Origin of the sequence: Nocardioides mangrovi, from assembly GCF_020073815.1 — a bacterium.
GTDB classification, from domain to species: Bacteria; Actinomycetota; Actinomycetes; order Propionibacteriales; family Nocardioidaceae; genus Nocardioides; species Nocardioides mangrovi.
This window is the reverse complement of the sequence record NZ_JAIQZJ010000007.1, coordinates 143,105-163,461: the sequence shown is the minus strand read 5'-3', so window position 1 is coordinate 163,461 and position 20,357 is coordinate 143,105. Positions and strand designations below refer to the sequence as shown.

The 20,357-nt window shown below is 71.9% G+C and carries 18 protein-coding genes and 1 tRNA gene; 7 read left to right on the top strand and 12 right to left on the bottom strand.

Going from position 1 to position 20,357, the window contains the following annotated elements:
* Positions 1–65: 65 nt before the first annotated feature.
* Positions 66–707 carry a TetR/AcrR family transcriptional regulator gene (locus K8U61_RS13300; protein ID WP_224123516.1) on the top strand — a complete coding sequence of 214 codons (642 nt, stop codon included), beginning with the start codon at positions 66–68 and terminating at the stop codon, positions 705–707.
* Here the strand turns inward: K8U61_RS13300 and K8U61_RS13295 are convergent.
* The 3 genes from K8U61_RS13295 to K8U61_RS13285 are packed head-to-tail and all read right to left on the bottom strand — an operon-like array spanning position 691 to position 3,538.
* Entirely contained in the window at positions 691–1,638 is a 948-nt protein-coding gene (locus K8U61_RS13295) for an amidohydrolase family protein (protein WP_224123515.1), read from the bottom strand. The genes K8U61_RS13300 and K8U61_RS13295 overlap by 17 nt on opposite strands.
* A complete protein-coding gene (locus K8U61_RS13290; RefSeq protein ID WP_224123514.1) occupies positions 1,635–2,909 on the bottom strand; it encodes an alkyl sulfatase dimerization domain-containing protein in 1,275 nt (424 codons plus the stop codon). Before K8U61_RS13290 ends, K8U61_RS13295 begins: the two co-directional genes overlap by 4 nt.
* Positions 2,906–3,538 (bottom strand): DUF3159 domain-containing protein, encoded by a 633-nt coding sequence (locus tag K8U61_RS13285; protein WP_224123513.1) that lies wholly within the window; start codon positions 3,536–3,538, stop codon positions 2,906–2,908. Before K8U61_RS13285 ends, K8U61_RS13290 begins: the two co-directional genes overlap by 4 nt.
* Positions 3,539–3,638: 100 nt before the next feature.
* Between K8U61_RS13285 and K8U61_RS13280 the strand changes: the two genes are divergently transcribed.
* Positions 3,639–4,109, top strand: a complete 471-nt coding sequence (locus K8U61_RS13280; protein ID WP_224123512.1) for a nucleoside deaminase — start codon at positions 3,639–3,641, stop codon at positions 4,107–4,109.
* A gap of 246 nt (positions 4,110–4,355) precedes the next feature.
* Here the strand turns inward: K8U61_RS13280 and K8U61_RS13275 are convergent, their stop codons facing one another.
* On the bottom strand, positions 4,356–4,520 hold the full coding sequence (locus tag K8U61_RS13275; protein WP_224123511.1) for a hypothetical protein: 165 nt from the start codon (positions 4,518–4,520) through the stop codon (positions 4,356–4,358).
* A gap of 402 nt (positions 4,521–4,922) precedes the next feature.
* Positions 4,923–5,615 carry a hypothetical protein gene (locus K8U61_RS13270; protein WP_224123510.1) on the bottom strand — a complete coding sequence of 231 codons (693 nt, stop codon included), beginning with the start codon at positions 5,613–5,615 and terminating at the stop codon, positions 4,923–4,925.
* 436 nt (positions 5,616–6,051) lie between these two features.
* Here K8U61_RS13270 and K8U61_RS13265 point away from each other — a divergent pair, with 436 nt between their 5' ends.
* Positions 6,052–6,531, top strand: coding sequence for a tyrosine-type recombinase/integrase (locus K8U61_RS13265; RefSeq protein ID WP_308043163.1), 480 nt, complete (start codon positions 6,052–6,054; stop codon positions 6,529–6,531).
* Positions 6,532–6,580: 49 nt separating this feature from the next.
* Here K8U61_RS13265 and K8U61_RS13260 read toward each other — a convergent pair.
* Positions 6,581–6,656, bottom strand: a tRNA-Thr gene (locus K8U61_RS13260).
* Positions 6,657–6,842: 186 nt separating this feature from the next.
* Positions 6,843–7,025, bottom strand: a complete 183-nt coding sequence (locus tag K8U61_RS13255) for a hypothetical protein (RefSeq protein WP_224123508.1) — start codon at positions 7,023–7,025, stop codon at positions 6,843–6,845.
* A gap of 136 nt (positions 7,026–7,161) precedes the next feature.
* On the opposite strand from K8U61_RS13255, the gene K8U61_RS13250 reads away from it, so the two are divergent.
* The 4 genes from K8U61_RS13250 to K8U61_RS13235 all read left to right on the top strand — a co-directional run bounded on the left by K8U61_RS13250 (position 7,162) and on the right by K8U61_RS13235 (position 12,725).
* Positions 7,162–8,079 (top strand): LysR family transcriptional regulator, encoded by a 918-nt coding sequence (locus tag K8U61_RS13250; RefSeq protein ID WP_224123507.1) that lies wholly within the window; start codon positions 7,162–7,164, stop codon positions 8,077–8,079.
* 61 nt (positions 8,080–8,140) lie between these two features.
* Complete coding sequence (locus K8U61_RS13245) at positions 8,141–10,879, top strand: putative Ig domain-containing protein (protein WP_224123506.1); 2,739 nt, start codon at positions 8,141–8,143, stop codon at positions 10,877–10,879.
* 31 nt (positions 10,880–10,910) lie between these two features.
* On the top strand, positions 10,911–11,318 hold the full coding sequence (locus K8U61_RS13240; protein ID WP_224123505.1) for a limonene-1,2-epoxide hydrolase family protein: 408 nt from the start codon (positions 10,911–10,913) through the stop codon (positions 11,316–11,318).
* Between the two features lie 213 nt (positions 11,319–11,531).
* Positions 11,532–12,725 carry a carcinine hydrolase/isopenicillin-N N-acyltransferase family protein gene (locus K8U61_RS13235; protein WP_224123504.1) on the top strand — a complete coding sequence of 398 codons (1,194 nt, stop codon included), beginning with the start codon at positions 11,532–11,534 and terminating at the stop codon, positions 12,723–12,725.
* Between the two features lie 101 nt (positions 12,726–12,826).
* Here the strand turns inward: K8U61_RS13235 and K8U61_RS13230 are convergent, their stop codons facing one another.
* The 5 genes from K8U61_RS13230 to K8U61_RS13210 are packed head-to-tail and all read right to left on the bottom strand — an operon-like array spanning position 12,827 to position 20,294.
* Positions 12,827–15,160 carry an arylsulfatase gene (locus K8U61_RS13230; RefSeq protein WP_224123503.1) on the bottom strand — a complete coding sequence of 778 codons (2,334 nt, stop codon included), beginning with the start codon at positions 15,158–15,160 and terminating at the stop codon, positions 12,827–12,829.
* 9 nt (positions 15,161–15,169) lie between these two features.
* Positions 15,170–16,828: a dipeptide ABC transporter ATP-binding protein gene (locus tag K8U61_RS13225; RefSeq protein WP_224123502.1), complete on the bottom strand. Its 1,659-nt coding sequence runs from the start codon at positions 16,826–16,828 to the stop codon at positions 15,170–15,172.
* Positions 16,829–16,857: 29 nt separating this feature from the next.
* Positions 16,858–17,742 carry an ABC transporter permease gene (locus K8U61_RS13220; RefSeq protein WP_224123501.1) on the bottom strand — a complete coding sequence of 295 codons (885 nt, stop codon included), beginning with the start codon at positions 17,740–17,742 and terminating at the stop codon, positions 16,858–16,860.
* Entirely contained in the window at positions 17,739–18,701 is a 963-nt protein-coding gene (locus K8U61_RS13215; RefSeq protein WP_224123500.1) for an ABC transporter permease, read from the bottom strand. The genes K8U61_RS13220 and K8U61_RS13215 overlap by 4 nt, the downstream gene beginning before the upstream one ends.
* Positions 18,702–18,713: 12 nt before the next feature.
* The gene (locus tag K8U61_RS13210) at positions 18,714–20,294 is read right to left on the bottom strand and encodes an ABC transporter substrate-binding protein (RefSeq protein ID WP_224123499.1); all 1,581 of its coding nucleotides are present in this window, start codon (positions 20,292–20,294) and stop codon (positions 18,714–18,716) included.
* Positions 20,295–20,357: the final 63 nt, after the last annotated feature.

Sequence of the window (20,357 nt, the reverse complement as noted above, 5' to 3'; positions counted from 1 at the left end):
ACCTTCCGGTCAGTCAAGGCTTTCTGATGAAACCGTCACACGTGACTTTGTGCGATGATCGCGCCGTGCCCGACGAGCCGACCCGCACCGACCGCCGCCGCGAGCGCACCCGCGCGGCGCTCGTCGCCGCGGCCCAGACACTGATCGCGGAGGGGCGCACCAACGTCGCCGTCCTCGAGATCACCCAGCTCGCCGACGTCGGGCTCGGCAGCTTCTACAACCACTTCGACAGCAAGGACGCGCTCTGGGACGCGGCGGTCAACGACGCGCTCGAGCGTCACGGCGCCCTGCTCGACGAGCTCACCGCCGACATCGACGACCCGGCCGTCGTCTTCGCGCACAGCGTGCGGCTGACCGGGCGCCTGCACCGCACGACCGTCGAGCTCAGCAAGGTGCTGGTCAACCGTGGCGTCGACCTCACCCACGCCGACCACGGCCTCGCCCCGCGAGCGCTGCGCGACATCGAGGCCGGTGTCGCGAGCGGCCGCTTCCGGGTCCGCGACACGACCATCGCGCTCACCGTCGTCGGCGGCGCCGTCCTCGCCCTCGGCGCCCTGCTGCACGCCGACCCGGAGCGTGACGCCGCAGCCTCCGCGGACGAGATGACCGAGGACATCCTGCGGATGCTCGGGGTGCCCGAGGACGAGGCCCGGCGCATCTGCGCGCTGCCGCTGCCCGACCTCGAGGCGGTCACCGGCGCCGCGTGAGGCCCTCCGCGGCGGCGTTCGTGGCGTCGCGCCAGCCCGGCCAGACCTGGTCGAGCAGGCCCAGCTGGAGGTCGACCGCGATCGGCGGCGTGAAGCAGAAGTCGCTGCCGTAGACGATCCGCTCCGTACCGAAGCGGTCGTGCAGCGCCCCGACGTGGGTCGCCGTCGGGGTCCCGGCCAGATCCCACCAGAGGCCCTGCAGCGCCTCGACCACGCCCGGCTGCCGATGGGCCGGGTCGTCGGGCGGCAGCGCCATCCGGGCACCGAGCTGGAAGAGCGCGGCCCGGTCGGCGAGCAGCGGGAGGAGGCTGCCGGAGTGCGGGACCACGAGCCGCAGGCCCGGGTGTCGGGTCAGCACGCCCGCGAGGGCGAGGCCCAGGACCACGCGCGTGGTGTCGACGAGGAACTCCACCATCGGGCGCGGCAGACCGAGTGACGTCTGCTCCCAGCCGGGCGGCGAGGTCGGGTGCAGGAGCACCACGCACTCCCGGTCGGCCAACGCACCCCACAGCGGCTCATGGGACGGGTCGGTCAGGTAGGTCCCGTCCGCGTGCGTGGCGAGGACGACACCCTCGGCTCCGAGGCCGAACGCACGATCGAGCTCGACCAGGGCGGCGTCGACGTCCGGCAGCGGCAGCGAGGCCAGCAGCCCGAAGCGGTCCGGGTGCGCCTCCACCAGACCGACGCCGTGGTCGTTGACGCGCCGCGCGAGCGCGACCGCATCGACCCCCGGTCCGAGCGCCACGCCCGGCGAGGAGAGCGAGAGGAGCGAGCGCGCCACGTCGCGCTGGTCCATGAAGGCCAGGTGGTCCTCGGGCGACCACGTCGGCCAGGCCGGCATGCCGTCCGGGGTCGCGTGGCCGAGCGACCGCGCCAGCTCGACGTACCACTCCGGGAGGAAGTGGCTGTGCACGTCGACCAGGCCGCTCACCCCTGCGCCGCCTCGACGACCTTGCGGGACTCGCCCGCGGCCCAGGCGAAGATCCCCTTGGCCATGGTGCTGGTCTCGACCTCCGCACGGGCGGCGTAGACCTCGGCCCGGACGCCGTGCGCGTGCGCACTCCCAGGCGCCGCGTCGACCGCGAGCTGGGCGAGGTGGCCGGCGAGCCGCCACTCCCCCGCCCCGGCCAGCTCCTGCGCGCGGTCCGCCAGTGCGTCCTGCCCACCGCAGAGGGCGGCGATCTCACGCGCCAGCTCGTCGTCCTGCGCCGGCTTGAGACGGGCCGGGTTGCCGTCGTACCAGCCGGCGTACTGGCGCCAGGTGTTGCGGACGACGAACTCCGGCTCGTCGTAGAGCGGCTGCAGGTAGGGCATCGACGCCAGGTCCTCGGGCAGCTCGACCCGGCCGAGCGTCTCGACGAGGGTGGCGCCCTCGTTGAGGCAGGCGAGGGTCTGCTCGACGAGGGTCTCGAGGTAGCGGGCGGTGTTCTCGAGCGCCTCGCGCACCCGCTCGGCGCCGACGACGGGGATGCCGTGGCTGCCGCACATCAGCTCGGCGCCGAGCGAGGCCATCCAGCGCAGTGCCCCGGCCCACTCGAGCGGGTAGCGCTGCACCTTCTGCGGGTTGCCGGCGTTGGGCGCGACCCAGAGGAAGAGGTCGCCGGGGAAGAGGATCCGCTGCTGCGGCAGCCAGCCGACGAGGTGGTCGTCGGTCTCGCCGCGGTGGTGGGTCAGGCCGAGCGAGACACCCCCGACCTCGAGGTCGTAGGACCCGGCGACGGTGACGTCGGGATAGCGGTAGTCGGCGGGCCACCGCAGGTCGGGGTTCTGGAACTGCCGCTGGTTGATCAGGGAGTTGTAGCCGAGCGTCCGGCGGTAGCGGTCGAAGCGTCGCGCGACGTTCTCGTGGGCGATCACGGTCGGCCGCGCGACGCCGCGCGCCTCGGCCTCGGCCTCGGCGTCGAAGCGCGCGAGGCCGAAGACGTGGTCGACGTGGCCGTGGGAGTAGACCGCGTGCGTGACCGGGGCGTCGCTCCAGGCGCGCACCTGGTCGTGGAGCCGCTCGGCGAGCGGCTCGGACCCGGTGTCGAAGAGGACGAGCCCGTCGTCATGGCGGATCGCGAAGGCGTGGCTGAAGCCCGGCACCATCAGCACCCCGGGAGCCACCTCCCCCGCATCGTGGAGGACGAACGCCGCGAGGTCGCTCGGCGGCACCCGGCCCTCCCAGACGTCGTCGGCGAGGTCGAGGATCGGGGAGGTCACAGGGGGTCCTTCCGGAGGGCGTCCGCAGCAGCGGCGCGACGGGTGAGCACGACGGAGGCGACCGCCATCAGCAGGATGGTCGGCTTGTCGAGCACCGAGCTCACGAGGGTCAGCCCGACGACGGAGTCGACGGCGTAGAGCCACACGAGCGGCACGACGTGGAGCACGAAGAGTCCCGCCCAGGCCAGGGTGAGCCGGTCGTGGAAGCGGCGCATGGCGGGAGTGGCGACGGCGTCCGAGCCGCGGATGCGGCGGTGGGCTGCGGCGGTGACCGGGCGGCGGACCAGCAGCCCCACGACGCAGATCGCCAGGCCGAGCACGTTGAGCACGACCTCGGGCAGGAAGAACGAGCGGCCCGTCCCGACCGCGATCGCGCTCGCACTGTAGAGCGCCACGAGACCCGTCGAGACCGCGACGACCACGAGCGGCTCCCCGCGGAGGCGGCGTACGGCGCCGACGAGGAGCGCGACCGCCAGGGCGACGACCGCCCCCCAGCGGGCACCGACGAGCGCGTTGGCCACCAGGAAGGAGGCCGGCGCCGCGGCCGCGTCGATCCCGTGGCGGAGGATCGTGCCGACGCTGGGCGGACGGCGGCCGACGCCGTCGGCGAGGTGCTGGATCTCGGTCATCGCTCGACATGATGTATTCGTCACATTTGGAGCGTCAAGAGTTTCTGACGAAATCGCCAGAAACTCTCAGGATCCTTCGGCTCCCGCGAGAATGGGGGCCGTGACCTCCGACCTCGACCATCTCCGCCGCGCCATCCACGTCTCCCGGGACGCGCGCGACCACGGCAACCACCCCTTCGGCGCGGTACTCGTCGACCGGCACGGCACGATCGTGCTCGAGGCGGAGAACACGGTGACGACCGGCCACGACGTCACCGGCCACGCGGAGACCAACCTGGTCCGGCTCGCGTGGCAGCAGGTCCCGCACGACGAGCTCCCCTCGTGCACGCTCGTCACGTCCTGCGAGCCGTGCGCGATGTGCGCCGGCGCGATCTACTGGTCCAGCATCGGCCGCGTCGTCTACGGCCTCTCCGAGACCGGCCTCTACGCGCTCACCGGCGACCACGCCGACAACCCGACGCTCGCCCACTCCTGCCGCCTGGTCTTCGCCGACGGCAGCCGCGCGATCGAGGTCTCCGGCCCGCACCTCGAGGACGAGGCCGCCGAGCCGCACCGCGGCTTCTGGCTCTGACGCCCGTCGTACGACGAAGGCCCCGGCTGCGCGACGCAGATCGGGGCCGTTCGGTGATGGAGCTGATGGAGCCGCCTGTCGGGGAACCGACGACCTATTCATTACGAGCGGCGCTCCCGGCCCCGTTTGTCGCGTTGGTGAGCGTGATTCACGCTCGACGACGTTGTCCAACGAGCATCGATTTCGATGCGGGGGGCCGCCGGGGGGCCGCACCGTCGCGGCGCCCGGGCTGGAGCGCGAGTCGTATCAGCCTCGTGAAGCGGTCACGCCAGCGACTTCGCTGCTGGGCATATCGGTGGGTGGAGCGCCGGGGACCGATCCGGCTCCCGCGGCGTCGACCTGTGCCCGAGCCAGTTCCAGAGTCGGGGCGTCGACGACGATGTCGTCGCCGGTGAAGGTGAAGAAGCGCATCCGCGCTGATCCCTTGAGGACGAGGTCGTCTGCGAGGCCGGACCGGACGGCCTCGACGGTGGCGTTGAAGTGCGCGGCGACGCATTCCGGATCCGCTGTCTGCAATAGAACTGCCCGTCGGGACCGACACTCGGGGGTGTGGCAGAACCACGGCCCGGTCCTCGCCGAGGGCAGTTTGCGGCCGCAGCCAGCGCCGCAGCGCCTGGTGGCGCGTAGGCGCCCCATCCAGTCAATGGTCAACCCTCGTGTCCTTTGCACCCTGGTTCCGGTCTTGCAGACGTTCCCCCTGGGCTACGAACTGATGCGCGGACATGGTCGCGCATCCCATCAGCCCGTCTGGGCGAACGGACGCCCCGGGTGGCCAGACCAGGCACCCAGGGCGTCTCGTCCCCCAACGGAGGGCTACTTGGACTGCGTGTTGACGGTGATCTTGGCGATCCCGACCAGCAGTCCGGGCTTCACGGCGTCGGTGTTGAACGTCTGGTTCAGCAGCGGCGCGGCGTCGTCGGAGATCTCGACCTTCGTGCCCTCGAGGATCGCCTCGTTGCCCTCGGTCTGCAGCGGCTTCAGGGTGCGGCCGTCGAGCTGGAACAGGAAGGCGTTCGTCGCGGCGACCTTGCCGTTGACGGTGACGTCGCCGTACACGCGGGAGACCCCGGGGTCGACGTTGAAGTTCGTCAGCTCGACCTTGGTCTTGCCCGCGGTCAGGGAGAGACCCGAGCCCTCGTGCTGGATCTGCCCGATGACGTACGGCGAGACCTCGCCGGGCTTGAACACCGTGACGTTGCCACCGGTGATCGGGAAGATCAGCGACCCATCCTCGAGCTTGGCGGTACCCACCGTGCCCGGGGTGAGCTTGAGCTGGGTCAAGGCATCGGTGAAGCCCTTGTCGAGCGCGATCGCGGTGTTCTCACCCTGGAGCGCCTCGATCGATGCGACCGGCTTCGGCGCCGAGGCGCTGCTGCTGGAGCTGCTCGCGGAGCCGTCACTGTCCGAGCTGCCGCACGCCGCGAGCGGGGTGGCGACGAGGGCAGTCATGGCGAGAGCAGCGAGACCGCGCTTGGCGGTGAAGGTCTTGGAAGAGGTGGTGCGCATCTGCGACACATCCTTGAGGCGAAGCTAGTAAGACTCCGTTGGGAACTTCTGACAACAGGCATTCGCATCTCCGGCACATCGCGGATGGGTTGTCGCGAGGTGCGCCATCTCTCAGGTGACTACCGGAATGAAACTCCTGCGATTGGGCAGATGCGCGGCCGGGTCACGCCGCCGGTCCCGACGATCACCGTCGGTTGGTCTGCCGCATCGGCGTCGGCATCGCCGAGCGTCCATGTTCACCCCTCAAGCGGGTTTGATCGGTCCCACACGAGGCAGGTGTGCTGATGAGCCCTAGCCATCGTGGCGTGGGAGTCCAGGAGCAGCCCGATGATCACGGGAACAGCACTACCGGCAGAACCGCCGCCCGCACAGCAGCTCATGAGGTCGAGGACGAGGCACCGTCAGGAAGACCCCAGCGCATCTCGCAGCGAGACCCGTGCGGAGGCGACGGAGCGGCTCTTCGCGTTACGCGCTGCCGCAGAGCCTGCCGAGATCGCCGCCATCGACGAGCAGATCGTGGTCGCGAACATGGAGATGGCCACCTCAGCAGTCCAGCGGTTCCGGCACCGAGGTGTTGCTACCGACGACCTGGAAGGAGTGGCCTATCTGGGACTCGTCAAGGCCGTCCGCGGCTTCGACGCAGCACGTGGCTACGACTTCCTGGCCTCAGCAGAGCACCAGTCACGGGCGCCGGATCCACGACCTGCGGCACACCGCCGCGTGCCTGTGGCTGGCCCGCGGCGTGGACCCCGGAACGGTGCAGGCCTGGATGGGTCACGAGTCGATCGCGACAACGAACATCTACCTGCACTTCCTCGGCACCGGGGCCGACCGCGCGGGCCTGGAGCAGTTGAATGCGCCGCGGGGGGCCGCCGGGGGGCCGCGGCAGCGACCGAGCGGAGGACTACACAGATGACCCCGCCCTGACCGCGCGATGTCTGCGCTGGTCAGGACGGGGATCGAGGTGGAGCCGCCTGTCGGAATCGAACCGACGACCTATTCATTACGAGTGAATCGCTCTACCGACTGAGCTAAGGCGGCGTGCTGCCCGTCGGACAACCCGAGGAAGTATAGGGAGCCGCGGGGCCGGGCGCGAAAACGGGGAGGCACCCCGCGACGCCGCCCGCAGTGCAGCCCGAAATGCAGACTGCCCGGACCAGGTGGTCCGGGCAGCTGACGGTCCCGCCGTCGACGAACGCGACAACGCCGCGGCGGGGAGCTGGGGGCTCAGGCCGCGAGCGTGACCTTGGAGGTCGAGGTGGCCTTGGAGCCGGTCACGAGCGTCTGGGCGGCGCCGCACCAGCAGGTGAAGGCGACGACGATGCCGTGGTCGGTGTTGGTCAGCGAGGTCACCTGGCTGGTGAAGATGAGCTGACGCTTCTCGCACGCGGTGCACTGGTGGTCGAACATGAGGTGAACCTCCCTCTCTCCAAGTCTTGTCGCCGGTTCTCCGACGTCTACTGGGGACAATTCTGCTACCGATGTAGACATAGGGGTAGCCTTACTTTCCTTCTGAAACCCAAGGCATGACCTATAAGATCTCGGCATGCTCTCGCTGCACCAGCTGACCTGCTTCCTCGCGGCGTACGAGCACGGCTCGCTGACCGCCGCGGCCGAGGAGCTCGGCTACGCGCAGCCGTCGGTCTCCGAGCAGATCCGGTCGCTGGAGAAGTCGCTCGGCGTCCCGCTCTTCCGCCGGGTCGGCCGCGGCGTGGTGCCCACGACGGTCGCGGACACCCTGCGCCCGCACGCCGAGCGGGTGCTCGCCGCGGTCGAGGAGGCGCAGGAGTCGGTGCGCCGTGTGAAGAGCTTCGAGACCGGCACGATCCGCTTCGGGATGTTCGGCACCGCCCGCCTGTACGCCGGGGCCGGGCTGGTCGCCGACGTGCTCACGCGCTACCCGGGCGTCCGGGTCGAGCTGATCGGCCAGAACTCCACGGACGTCCAGGAGGACCTGCGCCGCGGCCGGATCGAGGCCGCGATGATCGCGGTCCCCCAGGTGGACAGCGAGGGCTTCGAGATCACCCCGGTCGCCCGCGACGAGCTCGTCTACATCAGCCGCGACCCGGCGCGGCTGGAGAGCCCCGTCACCGCGCACCGCCTCTCGCTCGCCTCGCTGGTGATGCCGGAGGCGACCTGGCGCTCCGACGACTCGACCCGGCGCGTGCTGCGCCAGATGCTGCACGAGACCGGCCGCAACCCGCAGACCCGGATCGAGGTCGAGGACGTCGAGACGGCGGTCGAGCTGGTCGGCATGGGCTACGCCGACTCGGTGATCCCCAAGGGCGCCGCCCTGCAGCTGCTGCCCCGCCTCGCGCCCGGGGCCGGCTGGGTCTCGCTGCGTCCCCGGCAGTACGACACGTTCGCGATCGTGCACCGCGCCGGCGCGACGCTCTCGCCGGCGGCGCGGCTGATGATCGACCTGGCGACGGCGCGGATCCAGGAGATCGCCGACCCGCTCTGACTCAGGTCGGCCGGGCGCCGACCGATCGGGTCCTCATCCACGGATGGATGGGAACACCCGCATGAAGCGCATCGCCTTCGCGACCCTGACGGTCGCTGCCCTGGTCTGCTGTGCCCTCTCGCGCGCGCCGATCAGCGAGGCATCGACCTCACCAGGACGGTGCGCCGATCCCGTCCTCCCCCACCCGACCCGCGCGAGCGCGGCGCTCGACGGGCTGTCCGCGCCCCAGGCGCGCACGGCCGCGCGTACGTCGCGGATGCCGCTCGCCCAGCTGCGGACGGTCGCCGCCGACGACGACACGCTGTGGCTCGACCGCTGCGGCGCGGCGTACTACGTCGAGGAGGCCGACCCGCACCCGCCGACCGCAGCGCGCGCGACGACCGGCGCGGCGGTGACCTCGCTGGCGAACACCTTCAGCCTCAACTCGCGCCCCGGAGCGGCCAAGACGATCTACCTCGACTTCACGGGCCGGACCGTCACCGGCACCGCGTGGAACGACTCCTACGGCTCGAGCATCGTCGCCAAGCCGTTCTCGATCACCGCGCCCGTCGACACGAACTTCTCCGACGCCGAGCTCACCGAGATCCAGACCGCGTGGGCGATCGTCGCCGAGGACTACGCGCCGTTCGACGTCAACGTCACCACCCAGGACCCCGGCTCGGCGGCGCTGCTGCGCTCCGACTCCTCCGACACCCAGTGGGGCGTCCGGGTGCTGGTCACCAACGACGGACCGATCTTCTCCAGCTGCGGCTGCGGCGGCCTCGCGTACGTCGACGTGTTCGACGCCGTCTCGCCGGCCGGCTCCTACTCGCCGGCGTGGGTCTTCGCCAACGGCACCGGCACCAACGGCAAGGGGATCGGCGAGGCCGCCGCGCACGAGGCCGGCCACACCCTCGGGCTGCACCACGACGGCGCCGGCTCCTCGGCGTACTCCGTCGGCGGCACGCCGTGGGCGCCGATCATGGGCGCCGCCTACTACCAGCCGGTGAGCCAGTGGAGCGCCGGCGAGTACACGTCCTCGACCAACACCGAGGACGACGTCGCGATCATCGCCTCGCACCTGGGCGTCGTCGCCGACGACCACGGCGACACCGCCGACACCGCGACCGAGCTGACCTCGGGCGTGGCCACCGCCGGGCTGATCATGACCCGGGCGGACGTCGACGCCTTCTCCCTCCAGGCGAGCGGGACCACGATGGTCGACGTGACCGCGCCGCGCGGCTACTCCGACCTCGACGTGCAGATGACGGTGCTCGACGACGAGGGGAACCTCCTCGCCGTCGCCGACCCCGAGGTCGCGGCGACCAGCGCGTCGGTGGCGACCGGGCTCGGCGCGAGCTGGGCCGCGGCGCTGCCGGACGACGGGACGACCACGCTCACCTTCCTGGTCGAGGGCGTCGGCGCCGGCAACGGACGCAGCTACGCGACCTACTCCGACTACGCCTCGCTGGGCAACTACACGATCACCGCGACGACCGGGGGTGACGGCGACGGCGACCTGCTCACCGTCACGCCGTCCCCGCTCCCCGCCGCGACCGTCGGGACGCCGTACGCCGCGAGCGCGGCGACCGCCGAGGGCGGCACCGCGCCGTACACCTTCACCGCGAGCGACCTGCCCGACGGCCTGGAGCTGACCGCCTCCGGGACCCTGACGGGCACCCCGACCGAGGAGGGCACCTACCCGCTCACCATCAGCGCGACCGACGCCCTCGGCACGACCGGCGGCGCGACGACGTCGCTGACGGTGGGGGCGGCCGCGCCGCAGGCGCTGGCGGCCAACCCCGTGACGATCTACGGCGAGGTCGGGCGCGCGATCGACCTCGGCCTCACCGCCACCGGCGGGACCGGCAGCTATGGCTGGCAGAACAAGACCTTGCCGAGCTGGCTCTCCGTGAGCACCGGCGGGCGGCTGACCGGCACGCCGACCTCGACCCGCGGCGTCACCGGCTACGTGACGGTCACCAGCGGCAGCGAGTCGGCGACCGTGCTGGTCAAGCTGTCCTTCGCGGCCGCTCCCGTCGCCGCATCGGGACAGACCCTGGCCCTGACCGGCCCCTCCGTGAGCACGCGGACGAAGGTGCCGATCAGCCAGCAGCTCGCGCCGACCGGCGGCACCGGGACCTACGTCTACAAGTACCGCGGGCTGCCCAGCGGCGTCCGGCTCAACACCAGGACCGGCGCGATCACCGGCGCGGCCACCAAGGCGGGCACGTACGTCGCGACCGTGACGGTCACCTCCGGCACCGAGGTCGTCTCGACGCCGGTGACCTTCGTGGTCGACTGGCAGCCGCTCACGGCCGACAACGCCTCCGTCGCCGGCGTGACCGGCAAGCGCTTCAGCGTCCGGCTCAAGGCGCTCAACGGCGCCGGGGCCTACGCGTGGTCGTCCACCGGGCTGCCCGCCGCGATGTCGCTGACGAAGTCCGGCACGCTCACCGGCACGTTCACCGAGCTCGTCGACGACGTCTTCCCGGTGACGGTCACCAGCGGTGCGTACAAGAAGACGGTCCTCGTGACGGTGAAGATCACCGCGTCGCCGATCAAGTGGAGCCGCTACCTGACCTCCTCCACCCTCACCCGGCCGCGCGCCTACACCCTGACCTGGCGGGTGATCGGCGGGCTCGCGCCGTACACCTGGAACCTCGGCACCCTGCCCGCCGGCCTGAGCGCGACGACGTCCGGCGACACCGTGACGATCACGGGCACGCCGACGACCGCGGCCGTCAGCACCGTGAACGTCGCGGTCGCGGACCGCATCGACCAGGCGCTGACGAAGTCCTGGAAGATCACGGTCAAGTAGCCGGCCATGCTCGCGACGTACCCTCGACGACATGGAGCCGACCGCTGAGTCCGTCGTCCGCGACCTGCTCGACAGCCTCGCGGCGGGCGAGGTCGACCACGCGGTCGAGCTGCTCGACGCGGACGTCGTGTGGCGCAACACCTACCTGCCGACGATGCGCGGCCCGGAGGTCGCCAAGCGGCTGCGCGAGATGGTCGCCCGCGGGATCGACTTCGAGGTGCGCTGGCACCACGTCGCCGAGGGTGCGGACGGCGTCGTGCTCACCGACCGCACCGACGTGCTGACCTACGGCTGGTGGAGCAGCGAGTTCTGGTGCCGCGGCACGTTCGAGGTGCGCGACGGCAAGGTGGCGGTCTGGGACGACGCGTTCAGCTGGTTCGACGTGATCGGGTCGGGCCTGACCGGGATCGGCCGGTCCGTCCTCGGCCGGCTCTCGTAGCGGACGTCCAGACCAGGAGCGCACCGGCTGGCCCCCTAGTGCCGCGGGCGAAAAGTCGTTGGATGGTTCGAGCCGCCATGGCACGCACCTGGCTGCGTTGGCATCGCTGGAGTGACGCCCGGTAGCCCAGCGCGACGCCGCCTTGCCAGGCACGCACCCTGACGACACCAACCATCCAGATACTTTCCACCCGCGACACTAGGATCAGCGCTCGTGTGCGACACGTTCGTGGTCCGGGCCGGCGGACGGACGTTGCTCGCCAAGAACTCCGACCGCGATCCCAACGAGCCGCAGCTCTGGGAGTGGACGCCGGCGGCCGACCACGCAGCCGGCGCGACCGCGCGGGCGACGTACGTCGAGGTGCCGCAGGTCGCGCACACGCACGCGACCGTCGTCTCCCGGCCCTGGTGGATGTGGGGCGCCGAGATGGGCGCCAACGAGCACGGCGTCGCGATCGGCAACGAGGCCGTCTTCACCACCCAGAGGGCGAGCCTCGAGCCGGGACTGCTCGGCATGGACCTGCTGCGCCTCGCCCTCGAGCGCGCGACCACCGCGCGCGAGGCCGTCGGGGTGATCGTCGCGCTGCTCGAGGAGCACGGGCAGAGCGGCCGCTGCAGCCACGAGCACCGGCGGTTCACCTACCACAACAGCTTCCTGGTCGCCGATCCTGAGCACGCGATCGTCCTCGAGACCGCGGGCCGCGCGTGGGCGACCGAGGACGTCCGCGGCCGGGCCCGCAGCATCAGCAACGGCCTGACGATCCCGGGCTTCGCCGAGCAGCACACCGACCGGCTGCGCAGCCGGATCTCTTCGTGCGCCGTACGCCGCGAGCTGACCGAGGGCCTGGCCGAGGACGTGCGCGGCGTGGTCGGCGCGATGGGCGTGCTGCGGCAGAACGGCACCGGGCTCGGGCCGCGCTGGTCGCCGGTGAACGGCTCGATGGTCGGCCCCAACATGCACGCCGGCGGCCTGCTCGCGTCGGGCCAGACGACGGCGTCGTGGGTGAGCGACCTCGGCTCGGGCATCCACTGGGCGACCGGCACGAGCGACCCGGCCTTCTCGCTCTTCGTGCCGCTGCGCGTCGACCAGCCGGTCGCGGAGGCCGACTACGTGACCGCGGGCGTCACCAACCGGCGCGACGACCGGTCGCTGTGGTGGCGGCACGAGGAGCTGCACCGGCGCGCGCTGCGCGACTGGCTGCGCGCCGAGCGCGTCGTCGCCACCGACCGCGACCGCCTCCAGAGGGCCTGGGTGTCCGAGCCGCCCGCCGCCGAGGAGGCGCTGGCCGAGGTCCGGCTCGCCCACGAGCGCTGGCTCCCGGCCGTCCGGCAGGTGACCGAGCGGGACGCGCGGCCCTGGTGGGTGCGCCAGCGCTGGGCCGGGTTCGACCGGGCGGCGGGGCGCTGACCGCGGCCACACATGTAACGCGGAGTTACGGGGTCCACCGAGGCGTTGTCACGGCTCCGCAGCACCCATAACTCCGCGTTACATATCTCCTCGCGTCGCCGTCAGTGGGTGACCAGCGCGGCCTTGAGCAGCTGCTCGTCGGTCGGCTGCAGCGCGTCGTCGCCCGCCTCGATCAGCACCTCGCGCAGCCGGCCCGTGAAGGCGAACCCGCGGGCGGCGCGGCCGTAGTCGTCGGTGACCGGCGTGCCGCGGTCGAGGCCGACGTCGAGGGTCTGGTCCATCGAGAAGAAGAAGGGCAGCGTCCGCTCGACCCGGCCCTCGCCGACCTTCTCGCCGTCGACGACCAGGCGGACCTCGCCACCGAGGCCGAGCCCGCCCCCGTCGTACGCGAAGAGCACCTCGACGACGTGGTCGCCCGGCGTCAGCGGCGCCGACGACCGCACGTGGGTCACCGTGACCGCGCCGAAGTTGTAGGCGTACGTCGGGCGCCCGTCCTTCACGTAGAGCGACCAGCCGCCGAAGCCGCCGCCCTGCGCGACGAGCACCCCGACCGTCTCGGCGTCGGAGGTGAAGGTGGCGCGGATCGCGAAGGAGGTGTTCTTGAGGCTGGGTACGGCGTCCTCGCGCAGCCGGCCCGCGCCCGGGAGCAGCCGGATCGCGCGGGGCGGCGCCGGTCGACCGGCGGTCTTGGCGTCGAAGCGGCGGGCCAGCTGGTCGTCCATCGGCAGCACGTGGTTGCGTCGCGCCTCGGCCAGGAACAGCTCCTGGAGGTCCGCCAGCCGCTGCGGGTCCTCGCCCGCGAGGTCCCGCGCCTGGGTCCAGTCGGTCCGGGTGTCGTAGAGCTCCCAGCGGTCCTCGGCGAGGCTCGGCGTCCCGGTGCGCGCCGTCTCCCACGGCGTCTTGTGCTTGGCGACCGCGGTCCAGCCGTGGTGGTAGATGCCGCGGTTGCCGAACATCTCGAAGTACTGCGTGACGTGTCGTTCCGGCGCTCCTGCGTCGTTGAAGGAGTACCGGAACGACACGCCGTCCAGGGGTTGCTGCTCGACGCCGTCCACCGTCTCCGGGACGGGGACGCCGGCCGCCTCGAGCAGCGTCGGCAGCACATCGACGACGTGGTGCCACTGGTGCCGCACCTCGCCGCGGGCGTCGATGCCGGCGGGCCAGTGCACGACCAGGCCGTTGCGGGTGCCGCCGTAGTGGGAGGCGACCTGCTTGGTCCACTGGTAGGGGGTGTCCATCGCGACCGCCCAGCCGACCGGGTAGTGCGCGTAGCTCTCCGGGGTGCCGAGCGTGTCGAGCTGCGTGGCGATCCGCGCGGTGTCGTCGCCGATGCCGTTGAGCCGCAGCGTCTCGTTGAGCGTGCCCTCGATGCCGCCCTCGGCCGAGGCACCGTTGTCGCCGAGGATGTAGAGCACCAGGGTGTTGTCGAGCTCGCCGGACTCGCGCAGCGCCTCGACCAGGCGGCCGACCTGGGCGTCGGTGTGCTCGGCGAAGGCGGCGTACAGCTCCATGAGCCGCTCCCCCACCTCACGGTCCGCGTCCGAGATCTCCTCCCAGTGCGGTACGCCGGGCGTCCACGGCGCCAGCTCGGCGTCCTCCGGCACGATGCCGAGGGCCTTCTGCCGCTCGAGGGTGATCTCGCGCTGGCGGTCCCAGCCGTGCGCGAACTCGCCCCGGTACCTCTCGGCCCAGCCCTCGGGCACCTGGAAGGGCGCGTGGGTGGCGCCGAACGGCAGGTAGCAGAACCACGGCTTGTCCGGCGCGTGGGTGCGGACGTCGCGCACCCAGCCGATCGCCCGGTCGACCAGGTCCTCGGAGAGGTGGTAGCCCTCCTCGGCGGTCCTCGGTGGGTCGACGAACGTGGTGCCCTCCACCAGGGTCGGCTCGAACTGGCTGGCCTCGCCGCCGAGGAAGCCGTAGAACCGGTCGAAGCCCTCGCGGGTCGGCCACCGGTCGAAGGGACCGGCGGCGGTCTGCTCCCAGGACGGCGTCTGGTGCCACTTGCCGAAGGCGCCGGTGGCGTAGCCGTTGTAGGACAGCGTCTGGGCGAGGGTGCCGGCGCTGAGCGGCCGGGTCGCGTCGTAGCCGGGCAGACCGGTCGAGATCTCGACGACCGTGCCCATGCCGACGGAGTGGTGGTTGCGGCCGGTCATCAGCGCGGCGCGGGTCGGCGAGCAGAGCGCGGTGGTGTGGAAGCGGCTGTAGCGCAGGCCGTCGTCGGCGAGCTGCTCGGCGACCGGCATCCGGCACGGGCCGCCGAAGGCCGACGAGGCACCGAAGCCCATGTCGTCGAGCAGCACGAGGAGCACGTTCGGCGCGCCGGCGGGCGCCTGGGCGAGCGGTCGGGTCGGCAGCGGCTCGGTCTGGTCGCGGACGTCGACGGCGGCGTCGTACGACGGGCGGGCGCCGTCGAAGGGCAGGTGGGTGCGGTCCATGGGGTCTCCTCAGGCGATCTGCTCGCGCTGCTCGTGCAGCGCGGGACCGGTGGCGTCGCGAACGGTCGGGTCGGGAACGGGGACGGCGTCGAGCAGCCGCCGGGTGTACTCGTGGGCGGGGTCGCCGAAGACCCGCGCCGCCGCGCCGTGCTCCACGACCTTGCCGGCCCGCAGGACGGCGACGTGGTCGGCGACCGTGTTGACCACGGCGAGGTCGTGGCTGATGAAGACGCAGGCGAAGCCCAGCCGCTGCTGGAGGTCCGCGAAGAGCTCCAGCACCTCGGCCTGCACCGACACGTCGAGCGCACTGGTCGGCTCGTCCGCGACGAGCAGCTGCGGGTCGAGGGTCAGCGCGCGGGCCAGCGCGACGCGCTGCCGCTGGCCGCCGGAGAGCTCGCGCGGGCGGCGCTTCGTGAACGATGCCGGCAGGCGTACGGCGTCGAGCAGCTCGGCCACCCGCTGGTCGCGGGCGGCGCGGCTGCCGACCCCGTGCACGTCGAGCGGCTCGCGGATCGCCTCGCCGATCGAGAAGCGCGGGTCGAGCGACGCCTCGGGGTCCTGGTGGACGAACGCCAGCCGGCGGCGCAGGTCCGCGCGGCGGCGGCCGCGAAGACCGGCGAGGTCCTCACCCCCGACGCGGACCCGGCCACCGGCCAGCGGGACCAGGCCCGCTGCGAGCCGGCCGAGGGTGGTCTTGCCGGAGCCGGACTCGCCGACCAGGCCGAGCACCTGGCCGCGCTCGAGGCGCAGCGTGACGCCGTCGACGGCGGGCAGCACCCGGCCGCGCATCCGCGAGCCGTAGTGGACGCTGACGTCGTCGTACTCGAGCGCGGCGACCTCGCCGGTCGGCGCGGGTGCGTCGGCGAGGACCCGGACGCCGTCGTCGGCCTCGGGCAGCCGGGGCACCGCGGCCAGCAGCTGCCGGGTGTAGGCGTGCTGCGGGTGCGCGAAGAGCTCCCGGGTCCCGGCCGCCTCGACCACGTCGCCCTGGCGGAGCACGACCACCCGGTCGGCCAGGTGCGCGACCACCCCCATGTTGTGGGTGATGATCAGGATGCTGGTGCCGGTGCGGTCGCGGATGCGCCGCAGCAGGGCGAGGATCTCGGCCTGCACGGTCACGTCGAGCGCCGTGGTCGGCTCGTCGGCGAGCAGCAGCTCCGGCTCGTTGGCCAGCGCCAGCGCGAGCACGACGCGCTGCTTCTGGCCGCCGGACAGCTGGTGGGGGTACCAGCCCAGGCGCTCCTCGGGGTCGGGGATCTCGACCTCGGTGAGCAGCTCGACGGCCCGCGCGCGGGCCGCCTTCCCGCGGACGCCGCCGTGCGCGCGGAGCGCCTCGGCGATCTGCCAGCCGATCGTGCGCACCGGGTTGAGCGCGGTCTGCGGCTCCTGGAAGACCATCGCCACGCGGCGGCCGCGGACGGCGGTGTAGGCCTTCTCCCCCAGGCCGAGCAGCTCGTCGCCGCCGAGCCGGACCGACCCGGTCGCCCGCGCGCCGTCGGGCAGCAGGCCGATGATCGCGCGGGCGGTCATCGACTTGCCGGAGCCGGACTCGCCGACCAGGGCGACGACCTCGCCCCGGTCGACGGTCACGCTCACCGACCGGACCGCCGGGCGCGGGTGGGAGAAGGAGATGGCGAGGTCGGTGACCTCGAGGAGCGGTGTGGACATCGGGGTCTCCTGCGACGTCTGGGGGGAGGTCACCTGCGCCTCGCTTCCGCGAGGGCCTGGGACACGAGCAGCAGGCCGAGGACCAGCGCCACGACGAGCGCGAGCGGTCCGACGGCGAAGTACGGCGCGTCGTACATGTTGCGGACGCCGTCGCGGATCAGCGAGCCGAGCGACGGCTGCGGCGGTCGTACGCCGAGGCCGAGGAAGCTCATCGCGCCCTCGATGAAGACCGCGACCGACATCGACACCGCGAGCTGGACCAGCAGCGGCTCCAGCGAGTTGGGCAGCACGTGCCGGCGCAGCTGCCACAGGGAGCCGGCGCCGATCACGTGGGCGGCCTCGACGTACGGCATCTCGCGGACGGTGCGCACCGAGGTGCGGGTCAGCCGGCCGAAGACCGGCAGCTCCACCGCGACGATCACGAAGAAGACCGTGCGCAGGCCGGGGCCGACGAACGCGGTCAGCGCGATGGCGAGGATCAGCGTCGGGAAGGCCAGCACCAGGTCGAAGACCCGCTGGGCGATCACGTCGGTGAAGCTCCACCAGCTCGAGACCAGGCCGACCAGGATGCCGATGGCCGCGCCGATCGGGACGGCGAGGAAGACCACCAGCAGGTCGGTCCGGATGCCGTAGAGCGTGCGGCTGAGGATGTCGCGGTTGACCTCGTCGGTGCCGAACCAGTGCGCTCCGGACGGGCCCACCAGGTTTGCGCCGGGGATCTGCTCGGTCGGGCTGTGCGGCGCGAGCAGCGGCGCGAGCAGACCGAGCGCGACCACCACGCCGATGAGGATCAGTCCGGCCAGGCCCTTGCCGCGACCCAGTGCGGTCCAGATGCCGGGCCGGCGGCGGGTGTCGAACTGGTCGTCGGGGTCGCTGGCCTCGGGGGCCGCGACGTCTAGCAGGGACTCGCTCATGAGCCGGTACCTCCGATGCGGATCCGCGGGTCGAGCCAGGCGTGGACGACGTCGGTGAGCAGCTGGATGACCACGAAGACCGTCACCGACAGCAGGAGGAGCACCTGCACCAGCGGGTAGTCGCGGCCGGAGATCGCCTCCTCGATGAGGCCGCCCAGGCCGGGCCAGGTGAAGATCGCCTCGACCAGCACCGCACCACCGAGCAGGGTGCCGAACTGGATGCCGAGCACCGTCACCGCCGAGGGCAGCGCGTTGCGCAGCGCCTGGGTGAGCACGATCCGGCGCCGCGAGATGCCCAGCGCGCGGGCCGTGGTGACGTAGGGCTGGCGCATCTCGGTGCGCAGCGCCTCGGTGAGGAAACGGGTCAGCGCCGCGCCGGCGCCGAGCGCGAGGCAGACCGCCGGCAGCAGCAGGTACTGCGCGGCGATGTCCGGCCGGGCGATGAACCCGTCCGGCGGGGTGCCGCCGGCGGGCAGCACCGGGAGCACCACCGCGAAGAGCAGGATCAGCACCAGCCCGGTCACGAAGGTCGGCAGCGCGATCGCGAGGGTGTTGCCGAACGACAGCGCGGCGTTGACCCACCGGTTGTCGAGCACCACCGCGAGGACGCTGCACACCAGCGCCGCCAGCGAGGCGAGCAGCAGGGCGGTCAGGGTCAGCACGATCGTGTTGACCGCCCCGTCGGCGACCAGGTCCTTGACCTGGCCACCGATCCGGTACGACGTACCGAGGTCGAGGTGGGCGAGCTGGCCGAGCCAGTGGACGTACTGCGTGAGCAGCGGCTGGTCGAGCCCGAGGTCGGCCCGGATCGCGGCCCGGGCCTCCGGGGTCGCATCCGGGCCGGCCAGGGTGGAGACCGGGTCGCCCGGGACCATCCGCACCATCGCGAAGATCCCGAACGACGCGACGGCCAGGACGACCAGCGCCGATGGCAGCCGGCGGAGCAGGTAGTGGGTCATCGTCGCCTCACCTCACTTCGAGAGGTACGCCGCGTCGAGGTCGAGCTCGCCACGCTTCGACATGCCGAGGTCGTGCACCTGGTCGCTCGAGGCGACCGTGAAGTGCAGGAGCGCGATCTCGATGAGGAAGAGGTTGTCGAGCAGGTCCTTGTTCAGCCGCTGGTAGATCTCGACCGCGCCCGAGTCGCTGCCGTCGACCCGCTCCCAGGCGGCGTCCGCGTCCTCCTTGTACTGCTTGTCGACGAAGTGCGAGGCGTTCTTGTCGGCGTTGAAGGGGTAGGCGCTCACCGCGAGGGTCGAGGGCGTGTAGTGGGCGTAGCCGTGCTGGAGGATCCAGAGCCCGCCGAAGGTGCCGCCGATGAGCTGCTTGATGAACTGGCTGTTCTCGACCGGCTGCAGCTCGGTCTTGATGCCGACCGCCTCGAGGTCGGACTGGACGATCTGGGCGACCGCCTCGTAGTTGGCGTTGCCCGCGGAGTAGGCCAGCGGGATCGTCGGGTGGCTGCCCAGCTGCGAGACGAGCTCCTTCGCCTTGTCCGGGTCGTAGGCGTAGGTCTCGTTCGCCTTCGCGTCGTACGCCGGCGAGTAGTCCGGCCAGGGCAGGTTGATCGGCGTGCCCTGCCCGCGGAAGACGTCGTCGACGATGCGCTGGCGGTCCAGCGCGTAGGCGATCGCCTGACGGAGCTTGACGTCCTGAAGGTCGGGGTTGGCCAGGTCGGCGCCGACGTAGATCTGCTGGACCGAGCCGTCGAACGGGGTGACCGTGTAGCTGTCGTCCTTGCCGAGCGTCTCCAGGTCGCGGTTGGAGGCACCGGTGATCAGGTCGAGCTGGCCGGAGCGCAGCTGGGAGACCTGGGCCTGCGGGTCGGAGACGATGTCGACCTCGATGCCGTCCAGGTGCGGCTCGTCGCCCCAGTAGTCGTCGTTGCGGGTGAACTCGAGCTTGGAGCTCGGGGTCCAGGACGTGAAGACGAACGGCCCGGTGCCGACGTACGCCTTGCCCTCCTTGAGCTGGTCGAAGGACTCGCTGTCGATGATCGGCAGCATGTCGAGCAGGTCGAAGATGTTGCTGAGCGGGTGGTCGAAGCTCAGCGTGATCGCGTGCGGGTCACTGGTGTCGAAGCCGGTGACCGCCGCGGCGGTGCGCTGGAGCTGGACGGTCCAGGTCGGGTCGGCCCAGGTCTTGATGCTGAACTCGACGTCCTTGGAGGTGAACTCGCGGCCGGAGTGGAACGTCACGTCGTCGCGCAGCTGGAGGGTGATCGAGAGCCCGTCCTTGGCGACCTCCCACGACGTCGCGAGCCTGGGCTGCGGGTCGAGGCTGTCCTGCGGGTAGTCGATGAGGCTGTCGTAGACCGCGCCGATCAGCGTGTTGGCCGCGTCGGAGGAGTTGGTGAAGATCGACGCCGGGACGATGTCGTTGGTCGACCCGATGCGCAGGGTCCCGCCGTCGGTGGGGCCGGAGTCCTCGCTGCCGGAGCTGGCCTCCTTCACCGCGGAGGAGCAGGCGGCGAGGCTGCTGACGACGAGCAGGCTGACCAGTGCGAGCACCAGGGCTCGCAGCAGGGACGGTCGGGCAGGGGGTCTGGGCACGGGCGTGTCCTTTCGGGGGTGGTGCTTCTCGGGAAGACGGGGAGAGGTCCGGAGAGCGCGCGC